This window comes from Streptomyces sp. NPDC015131, assembly GCF_043079975.1.
Lineage (GTDB): Bacteria > Actinomycetota > Actinomycetes > Streptomycetales > Streptomycetaceae > Streptomyces.
Genome location: NZ_JBIBVB010000001.1, coordinates 544,869 through 566,622, shown reverse-complemented (window position 1 = coordinate 566,622; position 21,754 = coordinate 544,869). Strand labels below are relative to the sequence as shown.

The 21,754-nt window shown below is 75.3% G+C and carries 20 protein-coding genes; 11 read left to right on the top strand and 9 right to left on the bottom strand.

The annotated features are described in order from the left end of the window. Positions 1-188 precede the first annotated feature (188 nt). The 3 genes from ACF08D_RS02170 (at position 189) to ACF08D_RS02160 (ending at position 3,837) form a co-directional block, all read left to right on the top strand. Complete coding sequence (locus ACF08D_RS02170) at positions 189-1,898, top strand: PucR family transcriptional regulator (RefSeq protein ID WP_392220579.1); 1,710 nt, start codon at positions 189-191, stop codon at positions 1,896-1,898. 56 nt (positions 1,899-1,954) lie between these two features. Then, entirely contained in the window at positions 1,955-2,788 is an 834-nt protein-coding gene (locus ACF08D_RS02165) for a pentapeptide repeat-containing protein (protein WP_392220578.1), read from the top strand. Between the two features lie 227 nt (positions 2,789-3,015). Next, a complete protein-coding gene (locus tag ACF08D_RS02160) occupies positions 3,016-3,837 on the top strand; it encodes a hypothetical protein (RefSeq protein ID WP_392220577.1) in 822 nt (273 codons plus the stop codon). A 23-nt stretch (positions 3,838-3,860) separates the two neighbouring features. On the opposite strand, the gene ACF08D_RS02155 is transcribed toward ACF08D_RS02160, so the two are convergent. Beyond that, complete coding sequence (locus tag ACF08D_RS02155) at positions 3,861-5,009, bottom strand: WD40 repeat domain-containing protein (protein WP_392220576.1); 1,149 nt, start codon at positions 5,007-5,009, stop codon at positions 3,861-3,863. Then, positions 5,006-5,767, bottom strand: a complete 762-nt coding sequence (locus ACF08D_RS02150) for a GntR family transcriptional regulator (RefSeq protein WP_392220575.1) — start codon at positions 5,765-5,767, stop codon at positions 5,006-5,008. Before ACF08D_RS02150 ends, ACF08D_RS02155 begins: the two co-directional genes overlap by 4 nt. A gap of 153 nt (positions 5,768-5,920) precedes the next feature. Here ACF08D_RS02150 and ACF08D_RS02145 point away from each other — a divergent pair, with 153 nt between their 5' ends. Together ACF08D_RS02145 and ACF08D_RS02140 are read left to right on the top strand one after the other, a co-directional pair. Further along, positions 5,921-6,775, top strand: coding sequence for a (2Fe-2S)-binding protein (locus tag ACF08D_RS02145; RefSeq protein ID WP_392220574.1), 855 nt, complete (start codon positions 5,921-5,923; stop codon positions 6,773-6,775). 216 nt (positions 6,776-6,991) lie between these two features. Beyond that, positions 6,992-8,089, top strand: coding sequence for a DUF2637 domain-containing protein (locus tag ACF08D_RS02140; protein ID WP_392220573.1), 1,098 nt, complete (start codon positions 6,992-6,994; stop codon positions 8,087-8,089). 61 nt (positions 8,090-8,150) lie between these two features. Here ACF08D_RS02140 and ACF08D_RS02135 read toward each other — a convergent pair whose 3' ends face one another. From ACF08D_RS02135 to ACF08D_RS02125, 3 genes are all read right to left on the bottom strand, one after another. Further along, a complete protein-coding gene (locus ACF08D_RS02135; protein ID WP_392220572.1) occupies positions 8,151-8,612 on the bottom strand; it encodes an ATP-binding protein in 462 nt (153 codons plus the stop codon). A gap of 260 nt (positions 8,613-8,872) precedes the next feature. Further along, positions 8,873-10,615: a pyruvate dehydrogenase gene (locus tag ACF08D_RS02130; protein WP_392220571.1), complete on the bottom strand. Its 1,743-nt coding sequence runs from the start codon at positions 10,613-10,615 to the stop codon at positions 8,873-8,875. Positions 10,616-10,642: 27 nt separating this feature from the next. Beyond that, a complete protein-coding gene (locus tag ACF08D_RS02125) occupies positions 10,643-11,878 on the bottom strand; it encodes a protein phosphatase 2C domain-containing protein (protein ID WP_392220570.1) in 1,236 nt (411 codons plus the stop codon). A 222-nt stretch (positions 11,879-12,100) separates the two neighbouring features. On the opposite strand from ACF08D_RS02125, the gene ACF08D_RS02120 reads away from it, so the two are divergent. Both ACF08D_RS02120 and ACF08D_RS02115 read left to right on the top strand, forming a co-directional pair. Next, positions 12,101-12,652, top strand: coding sequence for a helix-turn-helix domain-containing protein (locus ACF08D_RS02120; protein WP_392221186.1), 552 nt, complete (start codon positions 12,101-12,103; stop codon positions 12,650-12,652). A gap of 36 nt (positions 12,653-12,688) precedes the next feature. Further along, positions 12,689-13,171 carry a DUF456 domain-containing protein gene (locus ACF08D_RS02115; protein WP_392220569.1) on the top strand — a complete coding sequence of 161 codons (483 nt, stop codon included), beginning with the start codon at positions 12,689-12,691 and terminating at the stop codon, positions 13,169-13,171. A gap of 52 nt (positions 13,172-13,223) precedes the next feature. Here the strand turns inward: ACF08D_RS02115 and rsgA are convergent, their stop codons facing one another. The 4 genes from rsgA to ACF08D_RS02095 all read right to left on the bottom strand — a co-directional run bounded on the left by rsgA (position 13,224) and on the right by ACF08D_RS02095 (position 17,534). Continuing rightward, complete coding sequence (gene rsgA, locus ACF08D_RS02110) at positions 13,224-14,327, bottom strand: ribosome small subunit-dependent GTPase A (protein ID WP_392220568.1); 1,104 nt, start codon at positions 14,325-14,327, stop codon at positions 13,224-13,226. Between the two features lie 220 nt (positions 14,328-14,547). Continuing rightward, entirely contained in the window at positions 14,548-15,780 is a 1,233-nt protein-coding gene (locus ACF08D_RS02105) for a cation:proton antiporter (RefSeq protein WP_392220567.1), read from the bottom strand. 1 nt (position 15,781) lies between these two features. After that, positions 15,782-16,252 carry a cation:proton antiporter regulatory subunit gene (locus tag ACF08D_RS02100; protein ID WP_392220566.1) on the bottom strand — a complete coding sequence of 157 codons (471 nt, stop codon included), beginning with the start codon at positions 16,250-16,252 and terminating at the stop codon, positions 15,782-15,784. An 82-nt stretch (positions 16,253-16,334) separates the two neighbouring features. Continuing rightward, on the bottom strand, positions 16,335-17,534 hold the full coding sequence (locus tag ACF08D_RS02095) for a YihY/virulence factor BrkB family protein (RefSeq protein ID WP_392220565.1): 1,200 nt from the start codon (positions 17,532-17,534) through the stop codon (positions 16,335-16,337). A gap of 17 nt (positions 17,535-17,551) precedes the next feature. Here ACF08D_RS02095 and ACF08D_RS02090 point away from each other — a divergent pair, with 17 nt between their 5' ends. The 4 genes from ACF08D_RS02090 (at position 17,552) to ACF08D_RS02075 (ending at position 21,666) form a co-directional block, all read left to right on the top strand. Continuing rightward, positions 17,552-19,189, top strand: coding sequence for an acyl-CoA dehydrogenase family protein (locus tag ACF08D_RS02090; protein ID WP_392220564.1), 1,638 nt, complete (start codon positions 17,552-17,554; stop codon positions 19,187-19,189). 378 nt (positions 19,190-19,567) lie between these two features. Further along, complete coding sequence (locus ACF08D_RS02085) at positions 19,568-20,878, top strand: GAF domain-containing protein (protein ID WP_392221185.1); 1,311 nt, start codon at positions 19,568-19,570, stop codon at positions 20,876-20,878. Continuing rightward, a complete protein-coding gene (locus ACF08D_RS02080) occupies positions 20,875-21,441 on the top strand; it encodes a GNAT family N-acetyltransferase (RefSeq protein ID WP_392220563.1) in 567 nt (188 codons plus the stop codon). Before ACF08D_RS02085 ends, ACF08D_RS02080 begins: the two co-directional genes overlap by 4 nt. A 141-nt stretch (positions 21,442-21,582) precedes the next feature. Next, a complete protein-coding gene (locus tag ACF08D_RS02075) occupies positions 21,583-21,666 on the top strand; it encodes a putative leader peptide (protein ID WP_312846103.1) in 84 nt (27 codons plus the stop codon). The last annotated feature ends 88 nt before the right edge of the window (positions 21,667-21,754 follow it).

Here is a 21,754-nt window from a genome sequence, read left to right as displayed (position 1 = left end):
CGGTGCTCCACCCGGTGCAGTCACCGAAACCATGAAGGAGTTGGCTGGTCGCCCTCTTCGTCTTGTAGATTCGAACGAAAGGCGAGGAGCAGTAACCTCTCCGTTTCCCCCCGGAAACGGGGGCCACGGCTCACCGGCCACAACCAGACACCCACGGAACACCCACACGACAGATCGGCGGCGATCCCATGCGGCTGCGCGCACTGCTGGAAACCGATGCGCTGGGGCTGCGGCTGCTCGGCGGCGAGGACGAGCTCGACCGCACGGTCCGCGGCGTCATGACGACGGACCTGCGCGACCCCAGCAGGTACCTCTCGGGCGGTGAGCTGGTGCTCACCGGCCTGGCCTGGCGGCGGGACGCCCACGACTCCGAGCCGTTCGTCCGCATCCTGTCCGGCGCGGGAGTGGCCGGCCTGGCCGCGGGCGAGGCGGAACTCGGGGCCATCCCGGACGATCTGGTGCAGGCGTGTTTGCGCCATCGCCTCCCGCTCTTCGCGGTCAATGAATCCGTTGCGTTCGCAACCATCACGGAGCATGTCGTTCGACAGGTGTCGGGCGAGCGGGCCGGGGACCTGGCGGCCGTCGTGGATCGCCACAGGCGGCTGATGACCTCCGGCCCGGCCGGCGGCGGACCGGAGGTGGTCCTCGACCTCCTCGGCTCCGACCTGGACCTTCACGCCTGGGTGCTCTCCCCGACCGGGCGCCAGATCGCGGGCGCCGGGGACCCGCTGCCCGCCGAGACCGGCGCCCTCCTGGCAGGTGAGCACCTGTCCGCCACCCGCACCGGGCGGCGCGGCCCGCACCGGGCGGCCGTCTCGGGGACCACGTACTCGCTCTTCCCGATCCGGAACACCGGGCGCGGCGCCGCCCCCGCGTCCCGGGACGTGCGGGAGACGGTGCTGTCCGACTGGCTGCTGGCCGTCGAGGCGGACGCCGGGGACTGGCCGGCCGCCCGGCTGGACCTGCTCCAGGGCGTCACCCAGCTCATCGCCGTGGAGCGGGACCGGCGGGACGCGGCCCGTACGGTGCGGCGGCGGCTGGCCCAGGAGGTGCTGGAGCTGGTCCAGACGGGTGCCGCCCCGGCCGAGATCGCCGCCCGGCTGCGGGTCGCCGCGCCGGTGCTGCTGCCCGGCCTCGGGACGGCGCCCCACTGGCAGGTGGTCGTCGCCCGGGTGGAGTGGGGCGAGGGCGGTACGGGCGCGCCCGGCATCGAGGCCGGCCCGGTCGCCCAGTCGCTGCTGGAGGAGATCCTGGTCGACCCCGCGACGTCCGGCCCCGACTCGGCCGACCGCATCGCGGTGGCCCACACCGGGGACGAGGCCATCGCGCTGGTCCCGCTGCCCGCGCGGCCGGAGCCGGAGGCGGACGCCGAGGAGGACGGGGCGGCCCGGACCGCCGGGAGCGGTCTGCACGCGGACGCCCTGCTGTCCTCGGTGCGCGGCCCGCTGTCGGCCGGGCTCGCCGACGACGGGCGTCTCACCCTGGGCGTGAGCGCCGCCGTGCACTCGGCCGACGGGCTGCGCGGCGCGCTGGAGGAGGCGCGGCACGCCCGGCGCGTGGCGGCGGCGCGGCCGGGGCGGGTCTGCGCGGCGGGCCACCACGAGCTGGCGTCCCATGTGCTGCTGCTGCCGTTCGTCCCGGACGACGTGCGGCGGGCGTTCACCGCGCGGCTGCTGGACCCGCTGCGGGACTACGACCGGCGGCACCGGGCGGAGCTGATCCCCACCCTGGAGGCGTTCCTCGACTGCGACGGCTCCTGGACGCGCTGCGCGGCCCGGCTGCACCTGCACGTCAACACCCTGCGGTACCGGGTCGGCCGGATCGAGCAGCTCACCGGCCGCGACCTGTCGCGGCTGGAGGACAAGCTGGACTTCTTCCTCGCCCTGCGCATGTCCTGACGGTCCGTCACCCGATCGACCGCCGCCCACACCCACCACAGAAAGCGAACCACCACGTGACGTCCGCGGACCCGGACACCACCCTGCGCGGCGACTGCGCGAACTGCTTCGGCCTGTGCTGTGTCGCGCTGCCCTTCGCCGCCTCGGCGGACTTCGCCGCCGACAAGCCCGCCGGCACCCCGTGCGGGAACCTCGCCACCGACTTCCGGTGCGGCATCCACGAGCGGCTGCGCGACCGCGGCTACTCCGGCTGCACGGTGTACGACTGCTTCGGCGCCGGCCAGAAGGTCTCCCAGATCACCTTCGGCGGCCGCGACTGGCGGCGCGATCCGGACACGGCCCGGCGGATGTTCGCCGCCTTCCCCGTCGTACGGCATCTGCACGAACTGCTCGCGTACCTCACCGAGGCGCTCGGCCTGGCGGCGGCGCGTCCGCTGCGCGGTGAGACGCGCCGCCTCCTCGACGAGACCGAGCGGCTCACCCTGCTGTCCCCCGAGGAGCTGACGGCGCTCGACCTGGACGCCCACCGCGGGGCCGTCGGGGACCTGCTCGGCCGGACGGCGGAGCTGGTACGGGCGGACGTCCCGGGCGCCCGCTCCCGGAAGAAGAACCGCCGGGGCGCCGACCTCATGGGCGCCCGCCTGACCGGCGCGGACCTGCGGGGCGCGACCCTGCGCGGTGCCTACCTCATCGCGGCCGACCTCACCGGCGCCGACCTGCGCCAGGCCGACCTGCTGGGCGCGGACCTGCGCGACGCGCGCCTCGCCGGAGCCGACCTCACCGGCGCGCTGTTCCTCACCCAGCCGCAGCTGAACGCCGCGCGCGGGGACGCCCGGACCACCCTCCCCGAGCGCCTCACCCGCCCCGCCCACTGGACGCCCGCCGCCTAGCGGAAGGACCCACTCCCCGCGAACTCCGTCCCGGTGAGGGGCAGTTCGGGGCGCCGGCCGCGGGCGGGCGGCCACCGGCCGGCGCCATCACCCGTTCGTGTGGAACGCGGACGCCCGTCCGGGACGCCCCGGGGGCCGAACGGCCTTCGCGGGACTGGCCCGAGGGCGCCGGCGATTGTGAATCAATTCACCTGACCCTCTTGGCCGGGCGTCCGTTCCGTGCTGAGATGCATCGGACTCAACAGCTCGACGGCGCGCTCGGGGAGGGCAATGTGGCGGATACCGCCATGTCTGGTTCCGGAACGACCGCAAGCGACGATCCCCTCCAGACCGCGGTATGGCGGCTGCGCTCACGCGGCTGCTGGACCGACGCGGCCGCCCTCCTCGCGCCCGGCGCGGGCCACCCCGCCGTCGCCCTCCAGCGCGCGTCGCTGCTGATCGAGCGGTGCCTCTACACCGAGCAGGGCTGGGCCGAGGCGGAGGAGGCCCTGCGCTTCGCGGAGGCCAACGTCCGGGACGACGAGGACCGCGGCGCGGCGGCCTGCGAGCGCGGCCACCTCGCCTACGCGTCGACCATGCTGGGGGTACGGGACCGGGCGGACGAGGCGCGGGCGGCGCTCGGCCGGGCCGCCGCGCTCATCGCCCCCACGGCACCCGGCCGCCCGCTGCTGGACTACCGGCGGGGCCTGGTCGCCCAGAACCTGGGGGACTCCCCGCAGGCCGCCCGCGCCGCGTACCGCCGCGCCCACCTGGGCGCCACCGACCAGGGCGACGCGCTGCTGCTCTCCTCGACCTGGCGGCACCTCGCCGGACTGGCGCTGCGGGACGGCGAGGCGGCCGAGGCGCGGCACGGCTTCGCCGAGTCGCTGCGGCTGCGCGAGGAGCTGGGCTACCTGGTCGGTACGGCGCCGGCCCTGGTGGCGCTGGCCGACACCGAGACGGAACCGGAGGCGGCGCGGCTGCGCGCCGAGGCGCGGCGGCTGTTCCAGCTGCTGGGCGGCGTGCCGACCTGGCTGGCCGCGCGGCTCGCGCCGACGGCCGCCGCCTGAACGGACGTTGCCGGGGCGGGCCCTCAGCCGCCGGCTCCCGCCCGCGAGCGGCCGGACCACCGGCCCGCCAGGCGCAGCAGCGCGTCGTCGAGGCCGACGACCAGCTCTCCCCCGGCGGTCGCGGCGACCGCGCGGACGCGGGGGCCGGGGCGGAAGGCCAGGGAGCGGCGCTCGCCCGGGTGGTGGAGCTCGGCCGTGCCGTCCGCCCAGGCGACCGCCAGGTACGGGCCGGCGGCGTGCAGGGCGGCCACCGGGCACGCCCGCCGCAGTACCGGCGTCCGGGCGGGGGCGCGGCCGGGGCGCCAGGCGTGCACGGCCCCGTCGGCTCCCCCGCTGTACGCCACGGAGGCCGTCGCCGCCAGGGCGGTCACCCGGCCGGCGTGCGGCGCCGCCTGCTCCAGACCGGCGAGGGAGAAGGCGTGGACGGTGCCCGTGCGGTCGCCGGTGACCACCGTGGCGCCCATGACCGCGAGGGCGGTGGCCGGGTGGCGGTCGAGGGTGGCCGTGACGGCGTCGGTCAGCCGGTCCGGCGGGCCGCCCCGCCGGTGCAGGCGGCCCCGCTCGTCCAGGGCGAGCTGGGTGCCGTCCGGGAGGCAGCCGACCGCCCGCACCCGGTCGTCGCGCACCACGAGCCGCCCGCCGGGCCCGGTCGCCAGGGCGGTGCACACCCGGCGCGCGGACCCGGTGAGCCGCCACGGCGCCCGGGCGGCCGCCCGGGCCAGGGCCGCGGCCACCGGCGGGTCCGCGTGGTCCTCGTCGAGGGCGGCGAGCAGCACCAGGGCGCGTTCGGCGGGGTCCTGGTCGCGGATCAGCGACTGGCCGGCGCGCAGCCACGCGGCGCGCAGCCCGCCGTACGGGCGGGGGTCGGCCTCGTACGCCCCGGTGACCCGCAGCGGGTCGGCCGCGCACACGGCGGCCGGGTCGGCGAGGTCGGGGGGCCCGGGGGCGGGGCCGGGGCTCGACCCGGCGGGCTCCTCCAGGACGAGGGCCACATGCCCCAGCGAGCGCAGGTCGCGCACCAGTTGGTGGTCCGGCGGCAGCGGCAGGGCGACCGTGCGGCGCGGTCCGGCGAGCAGGGCGGTGCACAGCTCGCCGGGCGTGCCGGCGACGACGCCGAGCCGGTTGGCGGTGTCCCAGACCGCCGCGCGCGTGCCGGTCTCCGGGCCGGTCACCCGGCGCCGGCGAAGTGCTCGTGCACCAGTGCCTGCACGACCGGCAGGTCCTGGGCGATCAGCGCGTCGAGCAGGGCCGTGTGCTCGGCCGCGTCGGCCACCAGGTCCGCCCGCCGGGGCGCCGGGCCCGCGACCAGGGGCCACTGGGAGCGGCGGTGCAGGTCGTCGGCGAGGGCGACCAGCTGCTCGTTGCCGGCCAGGGCGAGGACGGCGCGGTGGAAGGCGCGGTCGGCCTCGGCGTAGAGGGCGCGGTCGCCTCGGGCCGCCGCCGCGCAGGTGGCCTCGGCGAGGGGGCGCAGGGCGGCCCAGTGGGCGGCCGGGACGGTGCGGGCCAGCCGGAGCACCACCGGTACCTCGATCAGGGCGCGCACCTCGGCCAGCTCGGCCAGCTCGCGGGGGGTGCGTTCGGCGACGCGGAAGCCCCGGTTGGGCACGACCTCCACGGCGCCCTCGGTGGCGAGCTGCTGCATGGCCTCGCGCACGGGGGTGGCCGAGACGCCGAGGCGTGCGCCCAGCGCGGGGGCGGAGTAGACCCGGCCGGGGACCAGCTCGCCGTCGACGAGGGCGGTGCGCAGGGCGTCGAGGACCTGCCCGCGTACGGAGTGGCGCCGCACGGCACGGGAGGGCGCGGTCCCGCCCGGCGTCTCGCCGTGGGTGTGTTCGCCCCGGGCCTGTTCGGGCACCCGGACGGTGGCGTGCGGCTCCGGTCGCTCCGCCGTGTGCGGCGCGGCGCCGTCGCGTGTGGTGCCCTGCTCCACTCGGGTCCTCCTGGTCGTGCGTGCGGAGGTCCCGGCTCGCGGTGGGCGGGACCCCCGTGCACGATAGGCGCACGGGGTCACCGTTCACACGTCGATCAGATCGGGTAAGGTAAGGCTAACCTGCCAACGATCGTCGATTCGGTGGTCCCCCGTATGTCCACTCCCGCCCTGCTGGCCGCGCTCGCCTCGCCCGTCACGGAGGCGTACGAGCGCCTCGCCGAGGTGTTCCCGGGCCTGCGCGTGCGGGAGCTGGCGGACGGCGAACAGGTGCCCCGGGGGTCCGGCTGGGTGGGCGCGGACGAGCTGGCGGCCGGCGGCGCCGCCCTGGACGCCTTCCTCTCCTGGGACGACGCGCAGGTGCTGCGGGACTACGGCCGGCACGCCCGCCCGGACGTGGTCGCCAGCTTCGGTCTCCACCGGTACGCGTGGCCGGCCTGCCTGCTGATCACCGTCCCCTGGTTCCTGCACCGCCGGGTGCCGCGGCTGCCCGTGGGGGCGGTGGCGTTCCAGCGGGCGCTGGGCCGGATGACGGTACGGGTCGGGGACTTCGCCTGCCTGCCCGGTGACCCCGCCGCCGGGCTGCCCGGCGCCCGGGTCGTGCCGGACGAGGAGGCGCTGCGCGCGGAGGTGCGGGCGGCCGTCGCCGAGCACCTGGGGCCGGTGCTGGACGGCTTCGGGCCCCGGATGCGGCGCGGCAAGCGGGCCCTGTGGGGCATGGCGACCGACGAGGTCGTCGAGGGCCTCTGGTACATCGGGCACCTGCTGGGCGAGGAGCACCGGGCGATGGCGGAGCTGGGGCTGCTGCTGCCCGCCCCGGGGGCGGCGAAGCCGTACGTCGGGACGGCGGGCTTCCGCGAGCTGACGGGCCCGGACGGCGCCCCGCTGCCGACCCGCGACCGGGCGAGCTGCTGCCTGTTCTACACGCTGCGTCCCGAGGACACCTGTGTCACCTGCCCGCGCACCTGCGACGCGGACCGGGTGCGCAGGCTCAGCGCCGCCGCGGGCTGACACGGGCCCGGCCCGGCACCGCTTACGCCACCCGCACGGGTGACCTGATTCGAACGCAACTCCCCCGCCACAGAAGGCTGTTCGAGCGAATCGCACCTATTCGCAGGCTTCGCCGCCCCGTTGGCGTTCTCTTGTCCCGAAAACCCGTGAGGCTCAGCGGCCTTCGGCCACTATGGCGCCGAAACGCCCTACCGCGAGCGATGCAAGGGACACCGCATGAGACTGACCGACATATCGCTGGACTGGCTGCTTCCGGGCGGCGTGATGCTGGTGGGAGTCCTGGTGGCGGTGGCGGTCCTCGCTCGCGGCAGACGCGTGGGTGAGAAGGCGGCGGCCGACGACTCCTGGGAGCGCAGCGAGGAGCGCCGCCGGCGCAAGGAGGCGGTCTACGGCACCGCGTCCTACCTGCTCCTGTTCTGCTGCGCGGCGGTCGCCGCCGCGCTGTCCTTCCACGGCCTGGTCGGCTTCGGCCGGCAGAATCTCAGCCTCTCCGGGGGCTGGGAGTACCTGGTGCCGTTCGGGCTCGACGGGGCCGCGATGTTCTGTTCGGTGCTCGCGGTGCGGGAGGCGAGCCACGGCGACGCGGCCCTCGGCTCCCGGCTGCTGGTCTGGACGTTCGCGGGCGCGGCGGCCTGGTTCAACTGGGTGCACGCCCCGCGGGGCCTCGGCCACGCGGGCGCCCCGCACTTCTTCGCGGGCATGTCCCTGTCGGCGGCGGTGCTGTTCGACCGGGCGCTGAAGCAGACCCGCCGGTCCGCGCTCCGCGAGCAGGGGCTGGTGCCCCGGCCGCTGCCGCAGATCCGGATCGTCCGCTGGCTGCGGGCCCCCCGGGAGACGTTCGGCGCCTGGTCGCTGATGCTCCTGGAAGGGGTGCGCACCCTGGACGAGGCGGTCGACGAGGTACGGGAGGACCGCAGGCGCAAGGAGCAGGAGCGGGAGCGGCGGCGCGAGCACCAGAAGATGGAACGGGCCCGGCTCAAGGCGTACAACCGCCAGCACCGCGCCTGGGGCCCCGGCCGGGGCGGCCGTCAGGTCGACGTCCCGGTCATGAGCGCCCAGGTCGATGTGCAGGCCGTCAACTCCGGGAGTCCCGTGGGGGGTTCCGCGCCGGCCGCCGTGGGGGCGCCCGCCGTGGAGCCCGCCATATCCGAGCGGGGGAACCTGCCGTCCCGTTCCCGGCCCTCCCTTCAGGCCGTGAAGGGCACTGATCCGCCCCGCACGGTCGACCTGACCGCCGAGGACGACACCCAGACGCTCCCGCGGCTGGACTCGCTGGAGCGGAAGCTCAAGGACCTGGAGCAGCAGTTCGGCTGACGGTCCGGGAGACACCGGGGGCGGGGGTACGCCGGTCGCGTACCCCCGCCCCTTCGCATGCCTACGCGGCCGGGGCCCCGCCGGACAGCTCGAACCAGACGACCTTGCCCACGCCGTGCGCCAGGACGCCCCACGCGTCGGCGAGCGCCTGGACCAGGACGAGCCCCCTGCCGTGCGTACCGTCGTCGTCGGTGGGGGCGTGCGGGGTCGGCAGGGCGGGGGCGAAGTCCCGTACCTCCACGCGCACCGCGGCGGGGGTCAGGGTCACGGTCAGCACGGCGCCGTGCTCGGTGTGGATGAGCGCGTTGGTGAGCAACTCGCTGGTCAGCAGCTCCGCGACGTCCGCCGCGACCGGTTCCCCCCAGTGCCGCAGCAGCTCGCGCAGGGCGCGCCGCACCTCCGCCACGGCCGCCAGGTCCGCCCCCCGTACGTGCCGACGCCACTGCACCGGTGGCTGTCCGTACCGCTCCACTCCGGGAACGCGCCCGTCGGTCACGGCACCAGCCCCTGCCTGACGTCCCATCATCTCCCCCACCCGCACGTCGTCGGCCCTTCCCCCTCGAACAGGTTCACGGGATGCATGCCCCCGCCTACGCGCCGTCACGCCTTCGAACGGCCGCTCCGGGGGGCGCCAGGGGGGCGCATCGGCGTATGCGGCCGGCCGGCCCGCCGGGGGCCGGCCCGGGTGCGGCCGGCTCCGCGCCCCTCCCGGGCCCGGAACCCGCCGCGACGGGGGCGGGGCGCCCCGGAGCGCGTGCCGCGCCGCCCCGTGCGCCCCGCGGGTCAGGGCCGGGGGACGTTGCGCAGGTTGGAGCGGGCCAGCTGGAGCATCCGGCCCACTCCCCCGTCCAGCACGATCTTGCTGGCGGACAGCGCGAACCCGGTCACCATCTCCGCCTTGATCTTCGGCGGGATCGACAGCGCGTTGGGGTCGGTGACGACGTCCACGAGCGCCGGGCCCTTGTGCCGGAAGGCGTCCTTGAGGGCGCCCGCGAGGTCCTTGGGCTTCTCCACCCGCACCCCGTGGGCGCCGGCGGCGCGGGCGACGGCGGCGAAGTCGGTGTCGCGGTTGGCGGTGCCGTACGAGGGCAGGCCGGCCACCATCATCTCCAGCTCGACCATGCCCAGCGAGGAGTTGTTGAACAGCACGACCTTCACCGGCAGATCGTGCTGGACCAGGCTGAGGAAGTCGCCCATCAGCATGGAGAAGCCGCCGTCGCCGGACATCGAGACGACCTGCCGCTTCCGGTCGGTGAACTGGGCGCCGATGGCCTGCGGCAGCGCGTTGGCCATGGACCCGTGACTGAACGAACCGATGATCCTGCGCCGCCCGTTGGGCGTGAGGTAGCGGGCCGCCCAGACGTTGCACATCCCGGTGTCGACGGTGAACACGGCGTCGTCGTCGGCGAGTTCATCCAGCACGGACGCCACGTACTCGGGGTGGATCGGGACGTGCTTCTCCACCTTGCGGGTGTACGCCCTGACGACCCCCTCCAGCGCCTCGGCGTGCTTCTTCAACATCCGGTCGAGGAACCGGCGGTCCGTCTTGGGGCTCACCCGGGGCGTCAGGCAGCGCAGGGTCTCCCGCACGTCGCCCCAGACCGCCAGGTCCAGCTTGCAGCGGCGGCCGAGGTGCTCGGGCCGCACGTCCACCTGGACGATCCGCACGTCGTCGGGCAGGAAGGCGTTGTACGGGAAGTCGGTGCCGAGCAGGATCAGCAGGTCGCACTCGTGGGTGGCCTCGTAGGCGGCGCCGTACCCGAGCAGGCCGCTCATCCCCACGTCGTACGGGTTGTCGTACTGGATCCACTCCTTGCCGCGCAGCGCGTGCCCGACCGGTGACTTGATCCGCTCGGCGAACCGCATGACCTCCGCGTGGGCGCCCTTGGTGCCGCTGCCGCAGAACAGGGTGACCCGGTCGGCGTCGTCGATGAGCCGGACCAGGGCGTCGATCTCGGCGTCGCCGGGCCGGACGGTGGGGCGGGTGGTGACGAGCGCGTGCTCCGCGGCCTTCTCGGGGGCCGGCTCGGAGGCGAGGTCACCGGGGAGGGACACCACGCTGGCGCCGCCGCGGCCCACGGCGTGCTGGATGGCGGTCTGGAGCAGCCGGGGCATCTGCCGGGGGCTGGAGATCAGCTCGCTGTAGTGGCTGCACTCCTGGAAGAGCCGGTCGGGGTGGGTCTCCTGGAAGTAGGACAGCCCGATCTCGCTGGAGGGGATGTGGGAGGCGAGGGCGAGGACCGGAGCCATCGAGCGGTGGGCGTCGTAGAGGCCGTTGATCAGGTGCAGGTTGCCCGGTCCGCAGGAGCCGGCGCAGGCCGCGAGGCTTCCGGTGATCTGGGCCTCGGCGCCGGCCGCGAACGCGGCGGTCTCCTCGTGCCGCACCGGGATCCAGTCGATGCCCTTGGTGCGGCGGATGGCGTCGACGACCGGGTTGAGGCTGTCCCCGACGACTCCGTACAGCCGTCGCACTCCGGCGCGGACGAGGATGTCGGTGAACTGTTCTGCCACGTTCTGTTTGGCCATGGGTCCATCCACGCACGGCGGACGCCGTTACGCCTCCCAGATGGCCACGCCCGTACGGTCATCGGCGTACCCCTTCACCCTGAGCTGGGCGTCCGCCAGGAACTGTGCGAGCCCCGGGGGTTCACCCGTCCCCCAGCGGCCGGCCAGCTCGCGGGCGAGGCCCGGTTCCCCGCGCAGCGGCTCGGCGAGGCCGGGCCCGGCGAGCAGCAGGGTGTCCCCGGGCCGGGCGACGGAGGCGCGGAAGCGGAACGGCTCGGCGGGCGGCAGGGCGGGCTCCTCCGCGTACGGGGAGGGGGGTGTCGTGATGTGGAGGTCCATGGTCAGGCGGTCGCCCTCGGCCGTCTCGGCGGGCGGGGAGCCGTAGCCGACGACCGCCTCGCCGGTCAGGGCGGCCGATTCGGGGACGGCGGGCTCGATGTCCTGCCAGGCGCCGTCGCGGAGCCGGAACAGCCCGCCGTCCCCGCAGCCGAAGAACACCCGGGTGCGGCAGGCGGGGTCGGCGGTCAGCAGCAGGCAGCGCAGCCCGGCGGTGTACGCGCCGGGCTCCAGGCCCAGGTCGGCGGCGCGGGCCCGGAGCCTGCCGTAGGAGCGGTCGGTGAGCCGGTGCAGACCGGACTTCAGCTCACCGCGCCGGCCCGCGCGGATGTCCTCGGCGAGCCGCTGGTGGCTGCGCCCGACGGCCTCGCCGATGCGGCGGCAGACCTCGGCGGCGGCGAGGTGCGCGCCGTCGGTGCCGCGCGCCCCGGTGGCCACGGCGACCAGGACGAGGGCGGTGTCGCCGGTGCCGAACCGGGCGGTGAGGAGCGCGTCGCGGCGGGGCTCGCCCCGGTAGCGGGCGGAGTCGCCGCGCACGGACGCGGCCCGCAGGGTGTACGTGCCGTAGCGGGCGCCGTCCAGCACGGTGTCGGCGACGAGCGCGTCCAGCTGGTGCGCCCGCGCCGGTGGCAGCGCGGTCGGCTCGGGCTCGTAGGTGGGCGGCCCGTCGCCTACGTGCTCCACGCGCGGGCGCGGCAGGCGGCGGGGCGGGGCGCCGGGGAAGGTGCGCGGGGTGCCGGGCGGGGCGTCCGCCGGGTCCTGCGGCTCCCAGGGGGCGCGGCCGGGGCCGGGCGGCGGCCCGGCGGTGACGGTGCCGGAGGCGGAGCGGAAGCGGTCGTCGAGCGTGTCGCCCGACGCGGTGGGCGCCGTGTCCGGGGCGGCCTCGTCGTACAGCTTGCCCCACCAGTCGTCCTCGCCGGTGGTGGGCGTATCCCCCTGTGGGCTCATGCCCTTAATTGTCGACCGTGCGGGGCGTACGAAAACGGCGGTACGGGAAAAGTGGTCCGCCGGGCGGCCCCACCCCCCACGGGAAGGACGCCCGGCGGACCGGTTCGTGGGAATGGTCCGGTGACGAGCGTAGTCCGGTTTGGTCAAATCATGAACCGTATGTCCACGGAGTGAGAGGGGTCGTGGATGATGAGCGCTGCGGGCGAGGAGGGGACGGCAGGGGTGCTGGCGGCGATAGGGCTCGACGAGGGGCAGGAAGCGGCGTACCGGGCGCTGGTCGGGCTGGGTGCGGCGGCGGCCGGGGACCTCGCGCGGCGGCTGGACCTTCCGGAGGCGGAGGCGGAACGGCTGCTGCGGCGGCTGGAGTCGTCGGGGCTCGCGGTCCGCGCGCGGGCCCGCCCGGAGGGGTGCTGGGAGCCGGCGCCGCCCGGCCCGGCGCTGGGCGCGCTGGTGGCGCGGCGGCGGCACGAGCTGGAGCGGGCGGAGCGGGCGGCGGCCCGGCTGGACGAGGAGTACCGCGCGGAGGACCGTGCGGGGGCGGCCGGTCCCGCCGCGCCGGACGGGACGGACCTGGAGATCCTGGCGCTGCTGCTGGCGGGGCTGACGGACGCGAGCGTGGCCAAGCAGCTCGGTCTGGGCCTGCGGACGGTGCAGCGCAGGGTGCGGGGGCTGATGGAGGCGGCGGGGGTCACCACGCGGCTGCAACTGGGGTGGGCGGCGTACCGGCTGGGCTGGGTGGCGGGCGACCGGCCCGCCCGTACGGCCGCCTCCTGACCTGCGGGAGCCGGGCCGGTCGGGCAGGCTGGGGCCATGGGTGCGTGGCAGCTCCTCCTGGCCGGGCTGGTGATGCTCCTCGGCCTGTTCGGGGTGCTGGTCCCGGGCGTGCCGGGCGCCTGGCTGGTGTGGGCCGCGGTGATGTGGTGGTCGCTGCAGGTGCAGTCGGGTCTGGCCTGGTGGCTGCTGGTGGGGGCGACGGCGCTGCTGCTGGTGACCCAGGTGGTGGTCTGGCAGCTCCCGGCCCGCCGGGTGCGGGGCGTCGGGGTGACCCGGCGGATGGTCGCGTACGCCGGTGTCGGCGCGCTCTTGGGCTTCGTGCTGCTCCCGGTGGTGGGCGCGGTGCCGGGCTACCTGGGCGGGATCTACCTGTGCGAACGGCTCCGCCTGGGCGGCCACGGGCAGGCGGTGGCGTCCACCCGGACGGTCATGCGCGCCATCGGCACGAGCGTCCTGGTGGAGCTGTTCGCCTGCCTGCTGATCGTGGGCGCCTGGGTGGGCGCCGTCCTGAACGGCTGACGGGGGGCGGGCGCGACGGGGGCGCCGCCGCGCCCGCCCCGGACTCCGGGTGTCAGCGGTTGCGGCCGCCGCGTTTGGCGTCCAGCGCGGCGCGGCCCTCCGCCGACCTGCGCTTCCAGTCCTTGAGGATCTCGGAGCGGAGGCGGGCGTCGGTCTTGGCGACGATCCGCTGGTTCTCCCGCAGCAGCTTGCGGTAGCTGTCGAGACGCCGCTCGGGCAGCGCGCCCTCCTCGATGGCGGCGAGGACGGCGCAGCCCGGCTCGGTCCGGTGGGCGCAGTCGTGGAAGCGGCAGCCGCGGGCCAGTTCCTCGATCTCGGCGAACACCTGGCCGACCCCGGTCCCGGCGTCCCAGAGGCCGACGCCCCGCAGGCCGGGCGTGTCGATGAGGACGCCGCCGCCCGGCAGGGCGAGGAGGTTGCGGGTGGTGGTGGTGTGCCGGCCCTTGCCGTCGGTGTCCCGTACGTCCTGGACGGCCATGACGTCCTCGCCGAGCAGGGCGTTGGCGAGGGTCGACTTGCCCGCGCCGGAGGTGCCGAGCAGCACGCTCGTACCGCCGGAGACGACGGCGGCGAGGACGTCGGTGCCGTCACCGCCGACGGCGCTCACCGGCAGCACCTGCACACCGGGGGCGACGGTCTCGACGTCCTGCACGAGGTAGGACAGGCCGACCGGGTCGGGCACCAGGTCGGCCTTGGTGAGGACGACGAGCGGTTCGGCGCCCGACTCCCAGGCCAGGGCGAGGAACCGTTCGATCCGGCCCAGGTCCAGTTCGGTGGAGAGCGGTACGGCGACGATCGCCCGGTCCACGTTGGCGGCGAGGATCTGCCCCTCGGACCGCTGGGAGGACGTGGAGCGTACGAAGGCGGTGCGGCGCGGCAGGCAGGCGCGGACGTACCGGGGGTGGCCGGCCGGGTCGACGGCGGCCCAGTCGCCGGTGCAGACGACCCGCAGCGGGTCGTGCGGGGTGACGAAGGCGGTGTCCGCGCGGACGGTGCCGGCGGCGGTGGCCAGGTCGCACTGGCCGCGGTCGACCCGGACGACCCGGCCGGGGACCAGGCCCTGGGCGGCGTACGGGGCGAACTCGGCCTCCCAGCCCTCGTCCCAGCCGTAGGAGGTCAGGGCGAGAGTGGAGGAGGAAACAGAAGCGGAAGACAAGGGGGAACCCTTCGGAGGGTGGCCCCGGGCGGGCGCCGCTGCGGGCGCGGTGGTTCAGCCGGTGGCCACGGAGGTGGAGTGACGGATCGTCCGGATGCGGGCAACGCCCGTCGCAGTGACAGCCATCGGTCACACCTCCTGGTCTTCGCTCGTGTCGCGTGTCGTCCCGTGGGAACGGCCCCACGTTAGCGGGACCGCCGTCGTGCGCGCCAAGGGTTTTTCAGTTCGCGGCCGGCGCCCCGGACGCCTCGGCGATCTCCTCGTGCCCCGGCGGCGGGTCGGCGCGCGGCTTCGGGCGGCGCGGCCCGCGCCGCAGCCGGGCGACCGCGGGTTCGGTCCAGCGGGCGGTGAGCGGTCCGACGATCACCAGGATCAGGACGTACGCGGTGGCGATGGGCCCGATCCGGGGTTCCGTACCGACGGCGAGGCCCGCGATGACGACGGAGAACTCCCCGCGGGCGACCAGCGCCCCGCCCGCCCGCAGGCGTCCGCGCGGGCCGATCCCGGCGCGGCGCGCCGCGTACCAGCCGGTGGCGATCTTGGTGAGGGCTGTGGCGGCGGCGAGGAGCAGCGCGGGCAGCAGGACCGGCGGGATGGCGGCCGGGTCGGTGGACAGGCCGAAGAAGACGAAGAACACCGCGGCGAACAGGTCGCGCAGCGGGGTCAGCAGCTTGCGCGCGCCCTCGGCGACCTCGCCGGACAGGGCGATGCCCACGAGGAACGCGCCGACCGCGGCGGAGACCTGGAGCTCCTGGGCGATGCCGGCGACGAGCACGGTGAGGCCGAGCACCACCAGGAGCAGCATCTCGGGGTTGTCGGAGGAGACGGCGCGGCTGATGAGCCGGCCGTGGCGGAGCGCGACGTACAGCACGAGGCCGACGGTGCCGAGGGCGATGACGAGGGTGATGCTGCCGCCGGCCAGGCCGACGCCGGCCAGGAAGGCGGTGAGCAGCGGGAGGTAGACCGCCATGGAGAGGTCCTCGATGACGAGGAGGCCGAGGATGACGGGGGTCTCGCGGTTGCCGAGCCGGCCGAGGTCGGTGAGGACCTTGGCGATGACGCCGGAGGAGGAGATCCAGGTGACTCCGGCGAGGGCGACGGCGGCGACGGGGCCCCAGCCGAGCAGCAGCGCGGCGGCGGCGCCGGGCGTGGCGTTGAGGACGAAGTCCACCGCGCCGGAGGGGTACTGCGTCCGGAGGCTGGTGACCAGTTCGGACGCACTGTACTCGAGGCCGAGGAGCAGCAGGAGCAGGATGACGCCGATCTCGGCGCCGACGGCGACGAAGTCCTCGCTGGCGTTGAGCGGGAGCAGTCCGCCGTGGCCGAAGGCCAGTCCGGCGAGGAGGTAGAGGGGTATCGGGGAGAGCCCGATCCGGCCGGCGGCCCGGCCTATCAGGCCGAGGCCGAGGATGACCGCTCCGAGTTCGATGAGGAGCGCGGTGGTGTCGTGCATGTCATCCTCCCGCGACGATGCCGGCGAGCGTGTCGACGCCTTCGCGGGTGCCGACGGCGACGAGGGTGTCGCCGACGGCGAGCCGGAAGTCGGGGCCCGGTGAGGGGTGGACGCTGGTGCGGCGCAGGACGGCGACGACGGAGGCGCCGGTGCGGGTGCGCGCCCGGGTCTCGCCGAGCAGCCGCCCGCCGTAGGGCGACCGGCTGCCGACGGGTATGTGCTCGGTGACCAGGTCGAGCCCGTCGGTGCGGATGGCGCCGAGCGGGGCGGGGTCGATGAGGTGGGCCAGGCTGGTGGCCTCCTCGGGGGTGAGGGGCACGGACGCCTGGCAGGTGTCGGGGTCGTCCTCGCCGTAGAACCCGACGAAACGGCGGCCGTCGCGGTGGACGACGACGGAGAGGCGCTGACCGTCCTCGGTGGTGAAGTCGAACCGCGTGCCGACACCGGGCAGGGGGGTGCGACGGATTCCCATGGTCGATCGCCCCTTCGCAGGCGGTGGCGGCAGGGAAAAGATCTTCTTTACCCTATCATTACCATCCGTTCGTGGCCCCTCCCTACGGGGCGGTCCCGTCCCCGTCCCGGCCCCGGTCGCCCGGATCGCCGTTCCGCTCCCGCTCCCGGGGGCCGGCCTCGCGGTCCTTGTCCTTGGGCGTGTGCAGCCGGGACTTGACGTCGTCGGGCGGCAGGAACCGCGACCAGCGCTCGGGGAACTCCGACGGCATGTCCGGGTCGTCGTCGTCCAGCCCCTCCACCGCCGCCTTCGCCCGGGCGACCAGCGCGGCGGCCTCGGCGGTGCGGACGCGCTCGTTCTCGGCGCGGGCCGCGGCCGTGGCGACCGACGGCCACACCCGGTCGATCGCCGCGTTGACCGCGGCGCCCACCAGGACCGCGAACGCGGAGATGCCGATCCACAGCAGGACCGCGATCGGCGCGGCCAGCGAGCCGTAGATCGTCGGGCCCTCGACCGTACTGGTGAGGTAGATCCGGAGCAGGAAGCTGCCCAGCACCCACATCGCCAGTGCCACCAGCGCGCCCGGGACGTCCTCGATCCACGGCGAGCGGACGGGCACGGACACGTGGTACAGCGTCGTCAGGAAGGCGATGGACAGCAGGATCACGACCGGCCAGTAGAGGACGGCCACGACCTCGGTGCCCCAGGGGACCAGCTCCACCACCCGGTCGGGCCCGACCACCGCCAGCGGCAGCACCACCGCGCCGATGACCAGGGCGACCAGGTACAGCAGGAAGGCCAGCAGCCGGGTGGCGACGATCCCCCGGTGGCCGTCGAGGCCGTACATCACGGTGATGGTGTCGATGAAGACGTTCACCGCCCGCGAGCCGGACCACAGGGCGATGGCGAAACCGATCGAGATGAGGTCGGGGCGGCCCCCGTGGGTGACATCGGCCAGCAGCGGCCGGGCGATCTCGTTGACGCCCCGGTCCGACAGCACCGTGCCGACCGCGCCCAGGATGTTGCGCTCGATGGAGGCGACGGTGGTGGTGTCGGTCCAGTCGTCGATGTAGCCGAGGAGGCCCAGCAGACCCAGCATCAGCGGGGGCAGCGACAGCAGCGTGAAGAACGCCGCCTCGGCGGCGAGGCCGAGGATCCGGTACTCGATGCACGAGTTGACCGTGTCCTTCAGGAGCAGCCAGGCCATCCTCCGCTTCGACACATTGCGGTAGAGCGCCCGGGCCCGGTGGAGTCTGCCCGGGGACCGGTCAGGCCCCGGGGGTGTTTCTTTTGCTGCCTGCACCTCCTTACCGTATCCGCATGGCGACCACCACCCACACCGTGACCAACCAGCCTCCGCCCCTGGTCGGGTACGACGTCTTCACCGCGGACCGGGCGCTGACCGAGGCCGTGGAACGTCATCTTCCGCCCGAACTCCTCGACGAGGCCCGACGGGAGCTGTCCGGCCTCGGCACCACGGCCGGGTCGGCGCAGGCGCAGGAGTGGGGGTTCCTCGCCAACGACAACCCCCCGAAGCTGCGCACCCACGACCGGTACGGCCACCGGATCGACGAGGTGGACTTCCACCCCGCCTGGCACCGGCTGCTCGGGCACGCGGTGACCAACGGGCTCACCGACGCCTGGGGCCGGCCCGGCGGCCATGTGCGGCGCGCCGCCGGGTTCCTGGTGTGGACGCAGACGGAGGCCGGGCACGGCTGCCCGCTGTCGATGACGCACTCCGCCGTCCCGGCCCTGCGCACCGATCCGGCGCTCGCCGCCGAGTGGGAGCCCAGGCTGACCTCGCGGATCTACGAGGGCGAGGAGCTGCGCCCGGCCGCGGACAAGACCGGGGTCCTCTTCGGCATGGGGATGACGGAGAAGCAGGGCGGCAGCGACGTACGGGCGAACACGACGGCCGCGGCCCCGCTGGACGCGGAGGGCGAGTACCTCCTGACGGGCCACAAGTGGTTCTGCTCGGCCCCCATGTCCGACGCGTTCCTGGTGCTGGCCCAGGCGCCCGGCGGGCTCACCTGCTTCCTGGTGCCGCGCGTGCTGGAGGACGGCACCCGGAACGTGTTCCGCATCCAGCGCCTGAAGGACAAGCTGGGCAACCGGTCCAACGCGTCGAGCGAGGTGGAGTTCGACGGCACCTGGGCGCGCCGCGTCGGCGACGAGGGGCGCGGGGTGCGCACCATCATCGAGATGGTGGCGGCCACCCGGCTGGACTGCGTGGTCGGCTCGGCGGCCCTGATGCGCCAGGCGGTCGCCCAGGCGGTGCACCACGCTTCCCACCGCAGCGCGTTCGGCGGCACGCTGGTCGACAAGCCGCTGATGCGCAACGTCCTGGCCGACCTCGCGCTGGAGTCCGAGGCGGCCACCGCGCTGGCGATCCGGCTGGCCGCCGCCTGGGACTCCGGCGGCGAGCAGGAGCGGGCGTTCCTGCGCCTGGCGGTGCCGGCCGCCAAGTACTGGGTCACCAAGCGGTGTACGCCGGTGACGGCCGAGGCGCTGGAGTGCCTGGGCGGCAACGGGTACGTGGAGGAGTCGGGCATGCCCCGGCTGCTGCGCGAGGCACCGCTGAACTCCATCTGGGAGGGCTCGGGCAACGTCCAGGCCCTCGACGTGCTGCGGGCGCTCCAGCGGGAGCCGATGGCGCTGAACGCCTTCCTGGAGGAGGTCGGCCGCGCCCGGGGCGCCGACCACCGGCTGGACGGCGCGATCAAGGACCTGCTGGCGGAGCTGGCCGACCTGGAGGGCGTCGAGGCCCGCGCCCGCCGCCTGGTGGAGCGGATGGCCCTGGTGCTCCAGGGCTCGCTGCTGGTCCGGTACGCCCCGCCGGCGGTCGCCGACGCCTTCTGCGCCTCCCGCCTGGGCTCCGACTGGGGCGCCGCCTTCGGCACGCTGCCCCACACCCTGGACCTGGCGTCCCTGGTGACCCGAGCAGCACCGGTCGGGTGAGCACCGGCCCGGGTCACTCCCGGCGGGTGACCCGAGCAGCACCGGTCGGGTGAGCACGCGGGGGCTCCTCCCGGTGCGTGAGAGGCGAGTGAGCCGAAGGGGGGCCGCGGGTGTCGAAAGGGAGAACGCGCGGAGGCCCTGAGGAACGAAGGGCCGAGCACGATCGACCGTCGACACCGTCTAAAGCGCCCCGGAGGCGAACCGAGCCACAAAAATAAAACGGGATGGTGCTGCGCCGACACGGCACCATCCCGTCGCGGCACCACTGTCGTACGGGGGCAGGGGGGTGCGCGAGAGTTGCAAGGGGTTGCAGCGTCGCCGACTGGGGAGGGTGGGGTGGCAGGGACCGGCCGGGGGGTGCGGCGGGCCACGGTGGACATGGCGCGGCTGGCCGCGATGGACACGCGTGAGGCCGCGCTGTTGTTGAAGGGTGTGCGGGAGGCGGCGCTGCGGGGCGGGCGGTCCGCGCTGGCGCCGCGCGCGGAGATAGGCGCGTCGTGGCAGCGGATGCTGCGCGGGGGGCTGGACCCGGACCGGGACCGGCGGTCGGGGCTGCTGGCGCCGGGGGAGCTGGAGCGCCGGCGGGCGGCGTCGCCGCTGGCGGAGCTGTTGCCGGTGTTGCGGGAGGGGCTGGTGCCGGGCGCGGCCGGGTCGGGGGCGGTGCGGCACATCATGGTGGTCGCGGACGCCGACGGCCGGGTGCTGTGGCGCGAGGGCAGCGCGCCGGTGCTGCGGAAGGCGGACGGGCACGGCTTCGAGCCGGGGGCGGACTGGGCGGAGGCGACGGTCGGGACGAACGGGGTGGGTACGGCGCTGGTGGCGCGCCGCCCGGTGCAGGTGCACTCGGCGGAGCATTTCGTGGCGACGCACCATTCGTGGACGTGCGCGGGTGCGCCGATCACCGATCCGCGGGACGGGACGCTGTTGGGGGCGGTGGATGTGAGCGGGCCGCTGGCGACGATGCACCCGGCGACGCTGTCGCTGGTGGGCTCGGTGGCCCGGCTGGCGGAGGCGGAGCTGCGCAACCGGCACTTCGCCGATCTGGGGCGGCTGCGCGCGGTGGCGGCGCCGATCCTGTGCCGGGTGGGGGGCAGGGCGCTGGCGGTGGACGGGCACGGCTGGCTGGCGGGGGTGACGGGGATGCCGCCGGTGGACCGGGTGCCGCTGCCGGCGTCGTTCGGGCCGGGGCGGGTGTGGCTGCCGGCGCTGGGGATGTGCGAGGTGGAGCCGCTGCCGGGCGGGTGGCTGCTGCGGGTGGTGGACGGGGAGGAGGCGCGGGAGGCGGGCGCGCCGGGCCGGGTGGTGCTGGATGTGAGCCGGCCGCGGCGCTGGTCGCTGCGGGTGTCGGGGGCGGCGGGGAGCTGGACGCGGGAGCTGAGCCCGCGCCATACGGAGCTGCTGTACGTGCTGGCGCTGCACCGGGGCGGCCGGACGGCGGCGGAGCTGGCGTACGACGTGTTCGGCGACCGGACGCGGACGGTGACCGTGCGGGCGGAGATGTCCCGGATGCGCCGCACGCTGGCCGGGGTGCTGGAGCACCGCCCGTACCGCTTCCGGGAGGAGGTGGAGGTGGAGGTGGTCCGCCCGGGGGATCCGGCGGATCTGCTCCCCCACTCGACGGCCCCGGCGGTGTGCGCCTCCCGGGGCGGGCACGAGCCGGGCGACGGACGTGATTCGCTTGGCGTATGAGCATCACCGTGACCACCTGGTCCCTCGAACAGACCTCGCCCGCCGATCTGCGGCCCGCCGCCGAGCCCTCCGGGGACGTCCGGATCGAGCGGGCGGGGGTGCCCTCGCCGGAGTTCAGCCGGTTCCTGTACAGCGCGGTGGGCGGGGACATCCGCTGGACGGACCGGCTGGGCCTGACGTACGCGCAGTGGGAGGAGATCCTGGGCCGGCCGGGCGCGGAGACCTGGGTGGCGTACGACCGGGGGACGCCGGCGGGCTATGTGGAGCTGGACGCGCAGGACGACGGGGTCGTGGAGATCGTGTACTTCGGGCTGATACCGGCGTTCCGGGGGCGGCGGATCGGCGGGCACCTGCTGTCGTACGGTGCGGCGCGGGCGTGGGACCTGGCGGAGCGCTGGCTGGGGCGCGCCCCGACGAAGCGGGTGTGGCTGCACACCTGCTCGCTGGACGGGGAGCACGCGATGGACAACTATCTGCGGCGGGGCTTCCGGCTGTTCGACACGAAGGTGAGCGAGGAGCCGGACACGGCCGCTCCGGGTCCCTGGCCGGGCGCGCTGGGCTGACCGCCGTCCCCGCCCCCACCCGCCGACGACCCGCCCGCCCGGCCGAGTGACCCAGGCCACATTGTCCACGATGCGGGACACCCCCGTCCATATTCCGGACGATTCTGGACTGGGTCCAAAGTCCCATGGCACGCTTCCGTCATGTCTCGAGCTGGAATTGCCTTGGTGAGTCGGCGGCACGTCGACCTCGGCCGCATGTCCAGCGCCATCTGTCCGGTGAGCTGACCAGCCCAGCACCACCGCGATCCCCCGAACTTCTGAACCCCCAGCGCATCGCCGCGCCGCCCCCTGCCGAGCGCGCGAGTGTGCAGGT

Coding starts and splice junctions, on each gene's coding strand:
- ACF08D_RS02090 (WP_392220564.1), top strand. CDS start 17,552: ATGGCGACCACCACCCACACCGTGACCAACCAGCCTCCGCCCCTGGTC.
- ACF08D_RS02075 (WP_312846103.1), top strand. CDS start 21,583: ATGTCTCGAGCTGGAATTGCCTTGGTGAGTCGGCGGCACGTCGACCTC.
- ACF08D_RS02125 (WP_392220570.1), bottom strand. CDS start 11,878: ATGAGCCCACAGGGGGATACGCCCACCACCGGCGAGGACGACTGGTGG.
- ACF08D_RS02160 (WP_392220577.1), top strand. CDS start 3,016: ATGCATCGGACTCAACAGCTCGACGGCGCGCTCGGGGAGGGCAATGTG.
- ACF08D_RS02080 (WP_392220563.1), top strand. CDS start 20,875: ATGAGCATCACCGTGACCACCTGGTCCCTCGAACAGACCTCGCCCGCC.
- ACF08D_RS02145 (WP_392220574.1), top strand. CDS start 5,921: ATGTCCACTCCCGCCCTGCTGGCCGCGCTCGCCTCGCCCGTCACGGAG.
- ACF08D_RS02135 (WP_392220572.1), bottom strand. CDS start 8,612: ATGGGACGTCAGGCAGGGGCTGGTGCCGTGACCGACGGGCGCGTTCCC.
- ACF08D_RS02100 (WP_392220566.1), bottom strand. CDS start 16,252: ATGGGAATCCGTCGCACCCCCCTGCCCGGTGTCGGCACGCGGTTCGAC.
- ACF08D_RS02170 (WP_392220579.1), top strand. CDS start 189: ATGCGGCTGCGCGCACTGCTGGAAACCGATGCGCTGGGGCTGCGGCTG.
- ACF08D_RS02105 (WP_392220567.1), bottom strand. CDS start 15,780: ATGCACGACACCACCGCGCTCCTCATCGAACTCGGAGCGGTCATCCTC.
- ACF08D_RS02130 (WP_392220571.1), bottom strand. CDS start 10,615: ATGGCCAAACAGAACGTGGCAGAACAGTTCACCGACATCCTCGTCCGC.
- ACF08D_RS02140 (WP_392220573.1), top strand. CDS start 6,992: ATGAGACTGACCGACATATCGCTGGACTGGCTGCTTCCGGGCGGCGTG.
- ACF08D_RS02115 (WP_392220569.1), top strand. CDS start 12,689: ATGGGTGCGTGGCAGCTCCTCCTGGCCGGGCTGGTGATGCTCCTCGGC.
- ACF08D_RS02085 (WP_392221185.1), top strand. CDS start 19,568: ATGGCGCGGCTGGCCGCGATGGACACGCGTGAGGCCGCGCTGTTGTTG.